This window comes from Candidatus Krumholzibacteriia bacterium, assembly GCA_029865265.1.
Classification (GTDB): domain Bacteria; phylum Krumholzibacteriota; class Krumholzibacteriia; order WVZY01; family JAKEHA01; genus JAKEHA01.
In genome coordinates this window covers 1-15,204 of the sequence record JAOUHG010000049.1, presented here as the reverse complement: position 1 = coordinate 15,204, position 15,204 = coordinate 1, and the positions used below count along the sequence as shown (strand labels likewise).

Annotated in this window: 11 protein-coding genes, 1 tRNA gene and 1 pseudogene; 8 read left to right on the top strand and 5 right to left on the bottom strand. The window is 65.0% G+C overall.

The genetic code is table 11. The features are described 5' to 3' along the window. The 4 genes from OEX18_14455 to OEX18_14440 form a co-directional block, all read left to right on the top strand. A partial coding sequence (locus OEX18_14455) for a hypothetical protein (GenBank protein ID MDH4338470.1) occupies positions 1 to 579 on the top strand: 579 nt, incomplete at its 5' end. A 414-nt stretch (positions 580 to 993) separates the two neighbouring features. Further along, positions 994 to 3,648: a T9SS type A sorting domain-containing protein gene (locus OEX18_14450; GenBank protein ID MDH4338469.1), complete on the top strand. Its 2,655-nt coding sequence runs from the start codon at positions 994 to 996 to the stop codon at positions 3,646 to 3,648. A gap of 86 nt (positions 3,649 to 3,734) precedes the next feature. Continuing rightward, positions 3,735 to 4,358, top strand: coding sequence for a DUF47 family protein (locus tag OEX18_14445; GenBank protein MDH4338468.1), 624 nt, complete (start codon positions 3,735 to 3,737; stop codon positions 4,356 to 4,358). Further along, complete coding sequence (locus OEX18_14440; protein MDH4338467.1) at positions 4,351 to 5,337, top strand: inorganic phosphate transporter; 987 nt, start codon at positions 4,351 to 4,353, stop codon at positions 5,335 to 5,337. The genes OEX18_14445 and OEX18_14440 overlap by 8 nt, the downstream gene beginning before the upstream one ends. Positions 5,338 to 5,375: 38 nt before the next feature. Here OEX18_14440 and OEX18_14435 read toward each other — a convergent pair whose 3' ends face one another. Beyond that, positions 5,376 to 6,440: a calcium/sodium antiporter gene (locus tag OEX18_14435; protein ID MDH4338466.1), complete on the bottom strand. Its 1,065-nt coding sequence runs from the start codon at positions 6,438 to 6,440 to the stop codon at positions 5,376 to 5,378. A 90-nt stretch (positions 6,441 to 6,530) separates the two neighbouring features. Here OEX18_14435 and OEX18_14430 point away from each other — a divergent pair, with 90 nt between their 5' ends. Next, the gene (locus OEX18_14430) at positions 6,531 to 7,094 is read left to right on the top strand and encodes a sigma-70 family RNA polymerase sigma factor (GenBank protein MDH4338465.1); all 564 of its coding nucleotides are present in this window, start codon (positions 6,531 to 6,533) and stop codon (positions 7,092 to 7,094) included. Further along, positions 7,094 to 10,111 carry a serine/threonine-protein kinase gene (locus tag OEX18_14425; GenBank protein ID MDH4338464.1) on the top strand — a complete coding sequence of 1,006 codons (3,018 nt, stop codon included), beginning with the start codon at positions 7,094 to 7,096 and terminating at the stop codon, positions 10,109 to 10,111. Before OEX18_14430 ends, OEX18_14425 begins: the two co-directional genes overlap by 1 nt. Here OEX18_14425 and OEX18_14420 read toward each other — a convergent pair. Next, positions 10,099 to 10,863 (bottom strand): DUF481 domain-containing protein, encoded by a 765-nt coding sequence (locus OEX18_14420; protein ID MDH4338463.1) that lies wholly within the window; start codon positions 10,861 to 10,863, stop codon positions 10,099 to 10,101. The genes OEX18_14425 and OEX18_14420 overlap by 13 nt on opposite strands. Before the next feature lie 69 nt (positions 10,864 to 10,932). Here OEX18_14420 and rsgA point away from each other — a divergent pair, with 69 nt between their 5' ends. Next, positions 10,933 to 12,003 carry a ribosome small subunit-dependent GTPase A gene (rsgA, locus tag OEX18_14415; protein ID MDH4338462.1) on the top strand — a complete coding sequence of 357 codons (1,071 nt, stop codon included), beginning with the start codon at positions 10,933 to 10,935 and terminating at the stop codon, positions 12,001 to 12,003. Between the two features lie 70 nt (positions 12,004 to 12,073). Here the strand turns inward: rsgA and OEX18_14410 are convergent, their stop codons facing one another. Next, entirely contained in the window at positions 12,074 to 13,672 is a 1,599-nt protein-coding gene (locus OEX18_14410) for a thiol-activated cytolysin family protein (protein ID MDH4338461.1), read from the bottom strand. Positions 13,673 to 13,936: 264 nt separating this feature from the next. Here OEX18_14410 and OEX18_14405 point away from each other — a divergent pair. Further along, positions 13,937 to 14,011: transfer RNA gene (locus tag OEX18_14405), tRNA-Asn, on the top strand. On the opposite strand, the gene OEX18_14400 is transcribed toward OEX18_14405, so the two are convergent. Together OEX18_14400 and OEX18_14395 are read right to left on the bottom strand one after the other, a co-directional pair. Next, entirely contained in the window at positions 13,997 to 14,443 is a 447-nt protein-coding gene (locus OEX18_14400; protein MDH4338460.1) for a hypothetical protein, read from the bottom strand. The two genes, OEX18_14405 and OEX18_14400, sit on opposite strands and share 15 nt — an antisense overlap. 163 nt (positions 14,444 to 14,606) lie before the next feature. Continuing rightward, positions 14,607 to 15,128 (bottom strand): annotated as a pseudogene (locus OEX18_14395) (DNA methyltransferase). Positions 15,129 to 15,204 lie beyond the last annotated feature (76 nt).

Sequence of the window (15,204 nt, the reverse complement as noted above, 5' to 3'; positions counted from 1 at the left end):
TGGGTCACCACGCCACCCGCCCCGGGCAAGATCGGCAATACGCTGCACGCGCTTTCCTGGGATGGGACCATGCTGGCCACGGAGTGGAAGCTGTGGTGTGCGTCCATTGGCGCGGCGCCGGTGCTGATTTCCGACACGCGCGACGGCAATGGAACGGGAAACGTGACCTACCAGACGGACTACGTGGGCGGATATTTCTGGCTGTCCAAGAACGGTCCGTGGGGTGACGGAACCGAGGATTACACCGGCTCGCTGATGTCGCTGCGGGTCGAGGCCACGTATCAGTTCGTCATGGGCAACCTGCTGGGCATTCGCAGCAACGTGACCATGGTGGGCACGTTCGATGGCTATGACAACTGCATGGAGTATGTGATCAACAATACCGCGTTCACCGGGTCCACCGACACGTCGGCGATGCCTGCGGGCTACCCGCCGTTCATGGACACCAACTGCGGCACCGGCACGGTGACCTCAGGTGGATGGGGTACGGTTTCTGATATCGCGCTGCAGGTGCTCGGCAGCTGCACGATTCGCACCGAGGAGAAGAGCTGGGGAGCGGTGAAGGCGCTCTACCGCTAACCCTGTTTCGGCATCATCCCGCCGGGGTTCCCCCGGGGAGCCCGGCGGGGTGTTGGACCCGCAAAAGCTTGTCTAACTTATTGCAGTTTAAATAGTTAAAAAATTCTCAAATACCTTGAGAAAAAAAGAGACAAAAGTCTCAATCTCGTGTATCTTCTTCCTGTGTGGGGTTGTGGAATTAGCGTCCGAATCGTCGAGGGTGTGACTGGGAGGTGCGGGGTCGGCGGACGCGCGCGGGAAGCGCTCGAATAGAGGCGCTTAGTCGCGTTCGGTGGGGGAAAATGCGGCCACCTCCGCTGACGCATGACGCGGGCCGGCACCTTCTGGGTCGCCGGCCCGCTGATTTTCCGGCCGCGCCGTCCCACCATATATTCTCGCGGCTGCCCGGTCGCAGTGGCCGCCGAGGAGGCAGCAATGAGAGCCACCTTCGGAATTGCGGCAACGCTTGCAATCACGGCGATCGTCTCGGCCCTTGCGCCGGTGCCCGCCGACGCCCGTCCTCCCATTCGCAGAGCGTTTTTTGACGTCTATACCTCGGCTGAGGGCACGCGGCTGGACGACCTGCCCAGCAACGCGAGCCACTGCGGCGTGTGCCACTACGACTTTGGCGGCGGCGGAGCGCGCAATGCCTATGGCGCCAAAGTCGAAGTTGCCATCGGTTCGGCGCAGTACGCGACGACGGAAGAGGCCATTCAGTCCATCGAGAACCTCGACTCGGACAACGACGGCTACACGAGCCTGGTGGAGATCACGAATACGGTGTTCAGCAACACACCCACGTTCCCCGGGCTCAAGGCCGGCAACGAGGTGCTGGTCAGTAATGTCACCGTGTCGGAGATCACGCCCTACCTGACGCCCATGGGCTCCGAAGACATCACACCGCCGGTGGTGGCCGTGCTCTCGCCCAACGGCGGGCAGGTTCTGGCCGCCAACGCGGTGGTGCCGGTCACCTGGAACGCCTCGGATGCCAGCGGCATTGCCTCGGTGACGATCTACCATTCCGACGACGGTGGCGTGACCTTCAGGCCGGTGTCGTTCGCCGAAACGGACGATGGCAGCTACGACTGGTTCATCCCCAACCGCCCGGGTTCGCAGAATATCATTCGCGTGATGGCCAAGGACAACGCGGGCAACTACGGCGCCGCATGGGGTGCGGGCACGTTTACCATCACCGCGCTGCCCGGCCTCACCACGTTTCGCGACATGGACCTCCCCGGCACGCAGCCCTTTGCGCTCGTCTTCGAGAGTGCGGATACCAACTGCGTCACCTGCCACGGCAACTACGATTCCGCCGTGGAGCCATGGTACCAGTGGCGCGGCAGTATGATGGCGCAGGCCATGCGCGATCCGCTGTTCCTCGCCTGCCTCGCCATCGCCGAACAGGATGCCCCCTCGGTGGGCGACCTGTGCATCCGCTGCCACACACCGGGTGGCTGGGCGGAGGGGCGCTCCGTGGACACCAGTGGCGGGCTGATAAACGCCAGGGACCGCGAGGGCGTGCAGTGCGACTTCTGCCACCGCCTGGTCGATCCGATCTACAAGCCCGGCATCAGCCCGGTGGCGGACGTGGCCGTGCTCGATTCGCTGACAACCGTTCCGGTCCAACCCGCCAACGGGCAATTCGTTCTGGATCCGGATCCGGCCAAGCGCGGTCCCTACGCGGACGCTCAGGCCAGCCACGCGTTCATCGAGTCGCCCTTCCATCGCGCCGACGCGTGCGGAACCTGCCACGACGTGAGCAACCCCGTGTTCGAGTACGACGGGGCGCCGGGGCGCTATGTGCCCGGCGCGCTGGATGCGCCGCACCCCGATGGCAACCTGCGCAACATGTTCCCCGTGGAGCGCACGTTCAGCGAGTGGTCGCAGAGTGACTACGCCAACGGCGGCGTGTACGCGCCGCAGTTCGCCGGCAACAAGCCGGGCGGGATCGTGTCCACCTGCCAGGACTGCCACATGCGGGACGTGAGCGGCAAGGGATGCAGCGAACCCGGTGCACCCACGCGCACCGATCTGCCGCTGCACGACCTCACCGGCGGCAACACCTTCCTGCCGGACATCATCCCCACCTTCTTCCCGGGCGAGGTGGACGTCGCGCAACTCCAGGCCGCCAAGGCACGGGCCACGACGATGCTGCAAATGGCGGCGTCACTCGCGCTCTCCGCGGGTCAGGACGGACCCAACCCCACGGTGACGGTGACGGTCACCAACGAGACCGCACACAAACTGCCGTCGGGCTATCCCGAGGGGCGGCGCGTGTGGCTCAACGTGAAGGGGTATGACGCCGGCAATGCGCTTGTGTACGAGTCCGGGGCCTACGACCCCGCCACCGGGGTTCTGGAACACGACGCCGACGCCAAGATATACGAGATCAAGATCGGTGTGTCGGAGCGCCTCTCGCCCATCATCGGGCTTCCCGCCGGCCCGTCGTTCCACTTTGTGCTCAACGACACCGTGTACAAGGACAACCGTATTCCCCCGCGCGGGTTCACCAACGCCAACTTCACCAATGTGCAGTCGCCGCCGGTGGGCTATGCCTACGCCGATGGGCAATACTGGGACGAGACGACGTACGCGTTGCCCACCGAGGTTCGCTTCGTGGAAGTGACCCTCAACTATCAGACCACCTCCAAGGAGTACATCGAGTTCCTGCGCGACGAGAACCACACCAACACCGCGGGACTCGACCTGTACAACGCCTGGGTGGCCCAGGGGCGCAACGCGCCGGTGGCGATGGCCACCGACACCATCAGCGTGGACGTGGTGCCGACGGGCATCGACGACGCGCCGCTGGCGAGGACAGAGCTGTTCCCGGCGTACCCGAATCCCTTCAACCCCTCCACCAGCATCCGCTACTCGCTGGCCTCACGGCAGCCGGTGCGTATCGACATCTTCGATGTCACCGGGGCGCGCGTGACCACGCTGGTAGATGGCGATCGCCCGGCGGGTGTCCACCGTGTCACCTGGAGCGGGCGCGACGGGCGAGGCGAGCCGGTGGCGTCGGGTATCTACCTGATCCGCATGACGACCGAAGCCGATAGCTTCGTTCGCAAGGCCGTCCTCCTCAAGTAGCCCATTGCGCATCCCACGACCGGGCCGCTATAATGCGGCCCGGTCTGGGCATCACCACATACACCGGTGCCAGGAGGGTTCGGTCAATGGCCATCCGGTTCTTTCCCAAAGAAGTCGACTTCTTCTCCCAATTCGAAAAAGCCGGCAGCAACACCATCGAAGCCGCAAACATCCTCGTCGAACTGTTCGAGAGATTTGAAAACATCGACGATCACATCAAGCGTATCCACGATATCGAGCACGCGAACGACGATCTGACACACGAGGTCATGCAGCAGCTCGGACAGACGTTCGTGACGCCCATCGACCGCGAAGACATCCATGCGCTGGCCTCGTCGCTGGACGACGTGCTGGATCTGCTGTGGGCCGCGGGCGATCGCGTGGCCCTGTTCAAGGTGACGCAGGGGCGCCCGGGGGCAACCGCACTGGCGCGTTCGCTGCAGGAGAACACCATCGTGGTCCACCGGGCCATGCAGGAGTTGCGGCGCAAGAAGTATGCGGCCGCACTCGAGAGTTGCATCGAGATCAACCGGCTCGAGAACGCCGCCGACGAGTTGTTCCGCAAGGAGATCGCTGCGCTGTTCACGCAGGAAAAGGATCCCATCCTCATCATCAAGTGGAAGGAAATCCTCGAGCACCTGGAACTCGCCACCGACAAGTGCGAGGACGTTGCCAACACCATCGAGTCAGTAATCCTCAAGTATGCTTGAGATCGTTGCTCTCACCGTCATCCTGGCCATTCTGTTTGACATCAGCAATGGCTGGAATGACTCCGCCAACGCAATCGCCACGGTTGTCTCCACGCGGGTGTTGTCTCCGCGCTGGGCGGTGACCATGGCGGCTTGCATGAACATCCTGGGGGCAATGGCCTCCACGGCGGTCGCAAAGACCATCGGCAAAGGTGTGGTCGATCCGTCGGGTATCACGGAAGGCGTAGTGGTGAGCGCCCTGATTGCGGGGTTTGTGTGGAACGGCGCCATGACTCTCATTGGTCTGCCGGTGAGCGCCTCGCACGCCCTGATCGGGAGCCTGATGGGCGCGGCGGCGGCGCACGCGGGCTGGGGAGTTCTCAACGCAAGCGGGTTGCAGAAGATCTTCGCCGCGCTGCTGATCTCTCCCGTTATCGGACTGGCCATGGGTTTCCTGTTGATGAAACTCATCCTGCGCTTTTTCGGTCATACCTCGCCGGGAACGCTGAACAAGCGCTTCGGCCGATTACAACTCCTCTCCAGCGCATTCATGGCCTTCGGGCATGGTTCCAATGACGCGCAGAAGGTCATGGGGATCATTACGCTGTCGCTGTTCAGCGGCGGTTACATTGCGACCATCGATGTGCCGCGCTGGGTGGTGCTGGTGTGCGCCATCGCCATGGGGCTCGGCACCGCCATGGGCGGGTGGAAGGTGATCCGTACCATCGGCGTGCGCATGCTGCGCCTGGAACCGGTGCACGGGTTTGCGGCCGAGACCGCCGCCACCGCGGTGATTCTGGGGGCGAGCCACGTGGGGCTGCCGGTGAGCACCACGCACGTCATCACCTCCACCATCATGGGCGTGGGCGCCACCCGCCGCCTCTCCGCGGTGCGCTGGGGCGTGGCGGGGAAGATTGTCGCGGCGTGGGTGTTCACGCTGCCTGCGTGCATCGTATTTGCGTGGATAATCGAACGCTTCATCTTCTCCAAAGTCCTGTGAGGGAGTGATGGGAGCCCCGCCGACGCTGGCCGGGTGCTTCAGCGCTGGCGTGTTGGGGCGTGCTTGCGTGCGCGCAGTGCGACCACGACGAGGGTCAGGGCGGTCAGTGGGAGGACGAACCACGCCGTGACCCACCCCAGGAGCGGCAGCGCGGCGTGTTGCCGGGTGTCGAGAATCAGGTACGTCGTATAGAGCGCGTAATACCCGAGGAACACGGCGCCCTCCCAGCGGGCAAGCCGGTGTCCGGTGGCAAGGAACGGCAGGCACGCAACCGCCACCACGATCATCACGGGCAGATCAAAGTTCTCCACCGACGGCGCCACGCGCAATCCCTCCGGGTTGAACATCGCCGAGATTCCCACGATGCACAGAATATTGAAAATGTTGCTCCCCACGATGTTTCCCACCGCGATATCGCTCTTCCCGCGCGCCGTGGCCACCACGGATGTGACCACCTCCGGAAGACTTGTTCCCGCCGCAACGATGGTCAGGGCAATCACGGACTCATCCACACCCAGTGCGCGCGCGGTGGTGACGGCGGCACTCACCAGCCAGCGTGCTCCGAGTACGAGGAGCACGAGCCCGATCAGCACGCTCACGAGATCCGTCAGCCAGCTGAGCCTTCCCGCTGGTAGCGGATTGGAATCCTGCTCCGCCGGTTCCCGCCGCGCCGCCCACACCGTGTAGCCGGTAAACGAGAGAATGCCCGCCACGAATAGCGCGGCCTCGGGTTTCGAGATCAGCCGGTCCAGAGCAAACAGCCACAAGAGGAGCGAGGACGCGATCATGATGGGGATATCGCGCCGCACCAGGGTCCGTGCCACCACCAGCGGCCGGACCAGGGCCGCGATGCCCAGGATGAACAGCACGTTGAAGATATTGCTGCCCACCACGTTTCCCACCGCGATCTCGCTGCGGTCCTGCAGCGCCGCGATGGTACTCACCACGAGTTCCGGAGTGCTGGTTCCGAAGGCGACGACGGTGAGCCCCACCACCAGCTCCGAGATGCCGGCCCGGCGGGCAAGACGCGAGGCACCGCGAACGAGGATTTCGCCACCTGCTACGAGCAGGGCCAGACCGAGGAAAAAGAGGAGAACGGTCATAGGCCAACACTTACAAAAGGTCCCGAACCGTGTCCAGAGCGAGGTCGCGGTGGGGTGGAGGCATCGCCCCGGAGCGTGTATCATTGACCCATGCCTCCGCCCGGCAAGGATATCACACTGTTGCTCGCCGAACTCGCCGGTGGCAATCAGGATGTTGTCAACGCGCTCCTGCCGCTGATCTATGACGAACTCCATGGCATGGCCGAGAACCAGCTGCGCCGGGAACGCAAGGACCACACCCTCAACGCCACCGCCCTGGTCCACGAGGCCTACCTGAAGCTGGTCGACCAGAGCCGCGTCAACTGGCAGAACCGGGCCCATTTTCTCGGGGTGGCCAGCCAGGCCATGCGCCGCATCCTCATCAACTACGCCCAGCAGCGCCGCGCGCAGAAGCGCGGCGGCGACATGATTGCTACCACCTTCGATGACGACCTGGTCCCGCGTGAAACGCGCGCCGACCAGCTGATCGACCTCGACGAGGCGCTGACGCGGCTCAAGGCCTTGAGTGACCGCCAGGCGGCGGTGGTGGAGTACCGCTTCTTTGGGGGGCTCACGCACGAGGAGATCGCGGAGGTGATTGGCGTTTCCGTGCCCACGGTGCGCCGCGACTGGCGGCTCGCGCGCGCCTGGCTCTCCCGCGAGTTGACGCCCTGATGGACACCGGCCGCTGGCAACGCGTCGAGGCGCTCTTCAATGAGGCCGTCGAACTCCCGGAAGGGGAGCGCGAGGGCTTCCTGCGCAGGGAGTGCGCCGGTGACGGAGCGCTGTACGACGAGGTGGTTGCGCTCCTGAAGGCCGACGACGCGCCCCACAGCCTCCTCGAAGGCCGCGCCATCGACGCCATCGATCCGCCTCCGCGCCCACAGTCCGCCACGCTCCCCGAGGGAACGCGTGTGGGAGCCTACCGGATCGTGGGTGTCATCGGCGCCGGCGGAATGGGCGCCGTGTATCTCGCCGAGCGCGCCGAGGGAGCGTTCGAGCAGAAGGTCGCGCTGAAACTGATCAAGCGCGGAATGGATTCCGAGACCATCCTCGCCCGCTTCCACGCCGAGCGCCGCATTCTCGCGCGCCTGCAACACCCCAACATCGGTACGCTGCTGGATGGGGGCATGACCGAAGACGGCCTGCCGTACTTCACCATGGAGTACGTGGACGGCCATCCCATCAACGAGTACTGCGACGAAAACCGCCTTTCCATCGAAGAGCGCCTGGACCTGTTTCAGTCCGTGTGCAGCGCGGTGCAGTATGCGCACGGCAACCTGGTGGTGCACCGCGACCTCAAGCCGAGCAACATTCTGGTGACCCGCGATGGACACGTGAAGCTGCTCGACTTCGGAATCGCGCGCGTGCTGGACGAGGACGAAGACGGGCTCACGCGCAGCGGCCAGCGCGTGATGACGCCCGCATATGCCTCACCGGAACAGATACGCGGCGAGCCGGTGACCGTGGCCACCGACGTGTACTCGCTGGGTGTGGTGCTCTACGAGTTGCTGTGTGGCCGCCACCCCCACCGCGACACCACCAGCACGCCCGCGGAACTCGAGCGCGCCATTGCCGGCACACCCGCGGAACGCCCCAGCCGGTTCATCACAAAGATCGGCACCGTGGGGTCCACGAGTAGCGAGGCCTCCCTGGAAACAGTGGCGCGCGCGCGGCGTCTTGCCCCCGCGCGGCTCCACAAGCGCCTCGCGGGCGACCTCGACAACATCTGCCTGATGGCGCTGCGCAAGGAGCCGGAGCGCCGCTACGCGTCCGCGAGCCAGTTGCAGGAGGACATCCAGCGCCACCTCTCCGGGCGTCCGGTGAGCGCGCGCCCCGATACAGCGCGCTACCGCTTTGGCAAGTTCGTACGGCGCAACCGCGCGGGGGTTGCGACGGCCGCGGCGCTCATCGTGACGGTGGCCGTGCTCACCATCCTGTATACAACACGTCTCGAGCACGAGCGGGACCGCGCCCGCCTGGAGGCAGCTCGCGCCGCCGAGGTGAGCAAGTTCCTGACGAGTCTGTTCGAAGCAGCGGACCCCTATACCTCGCGGGGCGAGACCATCACCGCGCGCGAGCTCCTAGAGGAAGGCAACAAGCGCGTTCACGGCGAGCTCTCCGACCAGCCGGAGGTCCTGGCCACCATGCTGGCCACCATCGGGCAGGCCTACACCAACCTGGGTGCGCTGGAAGAGGCGCACGCCGCGCTCGAGGAGAGTGCCGCGCTGCAACGCAGGATCTACGGGGACCGCAGCGAGCAGCTTTCACTGGCGCTTTCGGCGTTGGCCAGCAACGAGAACGAACTGGGCCATTACGAAGACGCCGAGAAGAAGGAGCGGGAAGCGGTGGCGATTGCCCGTGAACTTCCAGGCCGACGGCCGTTCGCGTTGGCGGTGGGCATGCTGGCGCTGACGGTGAACTACCAGGGGCGATTTGCGGAGGCGGATTCGCTGTACCGCCAGTCCATTGAGGCCTGGGAAGGCGTCGAGGGCCCGGACTCGCCCGAGGGCTCCATCGTCATGAACAACTTTGCTCTGATGCTGCACGAGAGCAGCCGCTACGGGGAAGCCGAGGACTGGTTCGAGCGTGCGCTGGACATCCAGGAACGCGCATTCGGCAAGCGGCACCCGGAGACGTCGACCACCCGCTACAACTATGCGCAGTTGAATTCCGACCGGGGACACATGGACGAGGCGCGCGAGCAATGGGACGAGGTTCTCGCCACCGACCGCGCGCTGTATCCCGACGGCCACCCCAACATCGCCTACACACTCAGCGCGTACGGGCGCCTTCTCATGCGCCTGGGCGATTTTGGGCGTTCGGAGGAGCTGCAGCGCGAGGCGCTCGAGATTCGCCGCAAGTACCTCGGCGACACGCACGCGGAGGTCGGGTACAGCCTGGTATCGCTGGCGCGTATCGTTCTCGAGCGCGGACGCTATGACGAGGCCGAGCGATACTATGATGACGCGATGGAGATTCTTCGCCAGGCCGTGGGCACGGAGCACCCCGTTCTGGGCAACATCATGAACGACAAGGGTCTGCTCATGTACGAGCGTGGCGACTACGCCCAGGCCAACCGCATCCTGAAGGAATCGTTCGATTTCCAGCGCGAGGTGACCGGTGGTGTGGAGCGCAACGCCATGTCGGTGTCCATGGTGCGGCGCGCGCAGGCGCTCGCGGCGCTCGGGCGGATGACAGAGGCGGACTCTCTGGCCGAGTCCGGAGTGGAACTGTCGCGCCGCCTGCACGAGGACAACAGCATGTGGCTCGCGGGTGGAACGATCACGCTGGCGGACATCCGCCGTCAGGAGGGGGCGGTGGAGGAGGCGGAATCGTTGTTCACCGACAGTCTCAATCGCATGCGCTCCTTCGAAGAGTCCGCCGAGGCCCGGCCGAGGGACACCGGCGCGTTGATCGGGTTGGGGCGTTGCCGGCTGGCTCGCGGGGATACGGCGGGCTCGGAATCGCGGTGCCGCGAGGCGCTGGCCATCGAGCAGCGTTTTCGCGAACCGGGCGATCCTGAAATCGCGCGCGCGCAGATCGCGCTGGCGGAGGCTCTTATGGCGTCGGGACCGACGGCGGAGGCGGATGCGCTGCTGCGCGAGGCCATCGGCGCGCTGACTCCGTTGGTGCGGCCGGGCCAGATCGACCTCGTTGCGGCGAAGGAACTGCTGCGTCAGAACTTGTAGCCCAGCCCCGCGCGCAGACTCTGGTCCAGGTCGTCCACGCCCGGCGCCGGTTCCGAGTCGTACTCCGCGACGTAGCGGACGAAGGTGTACAACTCGCCCGCGATGTCGGCGCGCATGCCAAACGTAACGCTGGCCCGCGCATCGCCCAGATTATCGACAAGCGGCTGGTAGAAACCCACGAAGTCCACGTCCACGCCCTCCTTCACGTCCCGGAATACCGAGAGAAAGAACGATAGCCGCGCGTCGCTGGTGGTGATGCCGTTGTTGTCGGTCAGCTCCTCGTTCTCATACATGATGGACGCGCCCAGCACCGAGCGCCAGTCCGCGTCTTTGAGCAGGTCTGTCTGCGCTCCTGCGCCGGCGAGGTAGCGATTTTCGATGCGCTTGAACGGGTCATACTGGCCCTGCAGGAAGGCAAGGGTGGAGAAGCGGGGAGTCAGCCGGTAGTTGTGGCGGATGTGGCCAAACTGGCTCCGGGCAATCTCGTTGCCGGACGCGGTGCGCTGCATGGTGCGTCCCAGGAAGCGCCAGCGGTTCTTCTCTCCCTGGTGCTGAACCGCGCCCCCCACCTCGAATTCGAAGTAGTCCGTGTTGCCACTGGCGGTGGCAATGGCACCCTCAACGCCGCCCGACCAGCCCATCTCCTTCTCATCGAAGCCGCGCAGGGTATTGAGGATCTGGGCGGACGACGGCACGGCCCACGAGGACGCAACCAGCGAAATGAGTACAAGGGTGCGCGCGCGGAACATCATCCGGCGAATCTAGGGACCCGTCGGCGGGATGTCAATTTCTTACCGCGTGCGTGCTAGAATGCGAGGATCATGCTGGATCAACTCGACGCACTTGGTTTCGCGACGTTCTTCCGCGAGCGCTTCGAGCAACTCGATGACCCCTTGCTCGTGCCCGCCCGCATCGCATCCGAGGGACGGGGTGTCTACCGCCTCCTGGGATGCCGGGCCGCGCGTGGCGAGCTTCGCGGCCGCCTGCGCGCGGAATTGGCTCCCGAGGCGCGCCCCGCGGTGGGGGACTGGGTGGCGGTGCGCGACGGCGACGATCTCGCCATCATTCATGACGTGCTGGAGCGGCGTACCGCACTCATACGGCGCGCCGCGGGAAGCGCCGCGGATGTGCAGGTGGTGGCCGCCAATATCGACCTTGTGTTCGTGGTAACGGCGGTCACGCGGGACTACAATCCCCGGCGCATCGAGCGCTACGTCGCCGCCGTGTGGGATGGTGGCGCGGAGCCGGTGATCGTACTCAACAAGGCCGATCTGGAGGGAGACGTCCCCGCCATGCTGGACGAACTTGCTGTCATCGCACCCGGCGTGCCGGCGATCCGCACCAGCACGGTAACCGCCGAGGGACTGGATGACCTGCGCCGGTATCTCGCTCCCGGAAAAACCATCGGGCTGGTGGGTTCGTCGGGTGTGGGCAAGTCGTCCATCGCCAACCGCCTGCTCGGCGACCAGGCGCAGGACACGCGTGCCACGCGCCGCGACGAGAAGGGCCGTCACACCACCACGCGCCGCGACCTCGTCGTTCTGCCGCAGGGCGGCCTGCTCATCGACACCCCCGGCATGCGCGAGTTCGGCCTGGTCGAAGACGGCGGCGGCGTCGAGACGCTCTTCGCGGATATCGCCGCGCTGGCCACCGAATGTCATTTCCGGGATTGCAGCCACCAGGGTGAGCCGGGTTGCGCGGTCATCGCGGCCGTGGAAGCCGGCGAGCTGGATGACCAGCGTCTTGGCAGCTACCAGAAACTCCAGCGCGAGATTGCCGCTGCACAACGGCGCCGGGATCCCGCGCAGGCGCACAACACCAAGAAACGCTGGAAGTCGATCCACAAGGACATCCGCCGCTTGTACCGCGACAACCCGAAGTACAAGAAATAGAAACAGGAACGCCGGCGGAGGTCCCTCGCCGGCGTTCCCGTTTGGAGCACGCGCTGTGAGCGCGCACCCGTCAGTTCAGTTCCCGCTTGATGGTATAGAATACCTCGATGGTGCAGTTGCGGTACTGGTTGTCCGCCACGGTGTCCAGGTGCGAGAAGCGGTACGGGTTCTCGTCCAGTTCAAACGGGAACTGGAACGTTGTGGCCTTGTCCCACCCCTTCAGGCCCGTGGTGCTGTTGCCGTACACACCCGTGTAGAACTCCAGTGTGGTCGCCTGCGAGGCGGTCACCGTGAAGATCGCCTGGCTGTGCAGCGAGGGTAGCGTTTCCTTGGGGAAGCGCGTGCCGCTGTTGTGCAGCAGCCAGTAGAACTGGCTGGGGTTTCTCACGTCCACCCAGCACTCGATGTCGAAGCTGACCTCGGCGTCGCAACCGTCCACCACGACCACGCTGTCCAGGGACACGGTGAACTTGAGGTCGTTCACCGGCTCGCACTGGTTGATCTGGAACTTGGTGGCGTCGCCCACCACGGCGGGCTGGCGGTTCTTGAGATCGTTGATGCGGTAGGAGAGCGGCACGGCGGTCGTTGCCGGCGCGGCCTGCAGGAACGCGCTGAAGTCACCGTTCTTGAGCGCCTGCTTGATGGCGTCGAGCCCGGCACCCTGCGTGCCGCCGAACACCTGCACCTCCACCGTGGAGTTCTGCACCAGTTCACGCTGCCGCGTGTTGACGCTGCCGCTCCCCGACCACGCGCCGTAGGACGCCTGCACCGCCAGTTTGTACTCCTCGTCCGAGGTGGCCTCCGAAGAAGTCATGGAATACACCACCATGCGCCCGTAGGTCACCGACTGCACGTAGCACGGCAGGTTGCCCGGGCCCATGACACCGAGCTCGCGCTGGCGGTCGAAGTCGGCCTCCATGAGGTTGCTGGCAAAGAAGTCGGCCGGCTCCGCCTTCTGGTCGTCGGCAAAAGAGATGGTGTACATGGGCTGCATGAGCTTCACCAGTACCGTGCGCCGTTTCACCGAAGTGGACTGCTTGAGCGAGCCGCCCACCGAACCGCTCGCGATCAACGCGTTGTACTTGATGCTCAGTCCCGCGGACAGCAGCGCCTGCTGCACCGAGAACGCGGACTCCGCCTTGAAGTTGATCTGCGCGGGGACCACATCGAGGTTGCCGAGGCGGTCGTCCGCGGCGCGTTGCAACGACGCGATGGCGTCCTGGATGGTGGAACTGCTCGGGTTGGCCACGTCGCGCGAGGGGTCGTCGATTGCCAGGTTGATGGAGAGCGATAGAGGCGAACGCGCCAAACCGATGGTGGAGAGCGAGCCGCCCTTCACGCCGTTGCCCTGTACCATCATGCCGGGCTTGAGGGCGGTGGCGTTGGCGCCCACCGCGATGATGTCCTCGAAGTTGCGCTTGAGGTCGTACTCGACGGCGGTGCAGCGGTAGTACTGGTTGTCTTCGAAGTTCTCGTCCGCGCCGAGATCCACCGGGGGCTCCTGGGTATCGTCCGGCGGAATCCAGTCGGGGAGCGAATTGACGAACTGGTTGACCTCGGCCGGATCCACCGGATCGGTGGAAACGGCAGTGGGTTCGTCCTTGCTGCACGCGGCCGTCAGCGCGGCCAGCGCGGCGAGGATAATGAGCAGGGCGTACTTGCGGACCATTGTGGGACCTCCGGATCAATTGAGACTCTCGAGGCGCGCCGCGGAATCGGACCGCAGACCGCCCTCACCCGCTAACGCAGGACAGGGCGGCAAAAGCGATCAAGGAATCTGAGGCTCCCGGGATGAGCTGGCAAGGGCTTGGCTGGGAAAGGGTTAGGCGGGCGGGGAAGCGGTAAGGCCGTTGACATTGGGCCCGCGGGCGGCTATTCTAGGCGCTCCGATCCGGGGCCCTCCGCCCGATCCCACAGAATTCAGCAATACTGCTCCTCGGTAGCTCAATGGTAGAGCATGCGGCTGTTAACCGCAGGGTTGTAGGTTCGAGTCCTACCCGGGGAGCCATTTGTTCCAGTATTCGATCGCGTCGCGGTTTGGTAACGCGTACCAGACCTCGACGGTGTGACGATCCCTGATCAGGACCTTCTTCACCACACGGTGGAGGAGGTCTTTCCTTTGCGCGTTGGTGCCGGCTGCCATCACCTTCTCGAACTCGTCCACGAGGGATGAGAGCATCTCGCGGTCGATTGCCGGCAGCTCCAACCGCTCCCGGCGCGCCTCGAGATCTTCTCGCTGGCCCTTCAACTCTTCGAGCCGCGCACGCAGATCCTGGACCTTCTCGTTGCAGATGTCGGGGCTGAGCTTCCCGGCCTCGAACGCCTTGAAGTAGCGGTCCGTGGCTGCATGGACTTTCGCCGCCTCCGCGAGGTTGCCCTCGATCTCCTTCTCGATGTTGGGCCGCTCGGCGGCGAGCCGCTTGTTCGCCTCCTCCCACACGCGGGCCGTGCGTGCCGCTCTCCGTGTCGCGGTAGATCTTGTGGAGGCGCCAGTCCTCGCCCCACGAGCGGTCCGCGGCGACCTCCTCGAAGGGAGTCCCGTCCGTCTCCAACACCGCCTTCTGGTTGGTCGCCGTCTGCCAGCGCTCGATGATGACGTCGCAGTAGGCGGGGTCGAGTTCCATCACGAAGCACCGCCGCCCGGTCTGCTCAGCGCCGATGAGCGTCGACCCGCTGCCGCCGAAGAGGTCGAGCACGTTCTCCCCGGGCTTGGACGAGTACTGGATCGCGCGCACCGCAAGCTCGACCGGCTTCTCGGTGAGGTGGACCATGCTCTGCGGATTCACCTTCTTCACCGCCCAGACGTCGACGGCGTTCGTCGGGCCGAAGAACTTGTGGCCAGCCCCTTCGCGCCAGCCGTAGAACGCCCACTCGTGGTTGCCCATGAAGTCCTTCCGCGTGAGCACCGGGTGTTCCTTCACCCAGATGATGGCCTGGCTGAAGTAGAGGCCCCTCGCCTTGAGCGCTGGAGGGTAGTTCGCGCAGTTCGCGTAGCCGCCCCAGATATAGAAGGAGCGACCGGGCAGCAGGACGCGCGCGAGGTTCCCGAACCAGGCGAGAAGCATCTCGCCGAACGCCTCGTCGGAGACGAAGTCGTTGGCGAGCGGTCGGTCCTTCGGCCGCATGCGCCCGGTCGAGCGCGGGCTCGACTTGCGTCGGGCGAGATCGAATCCCTGATGGTGTGACAGCCCCTCCCCCTTG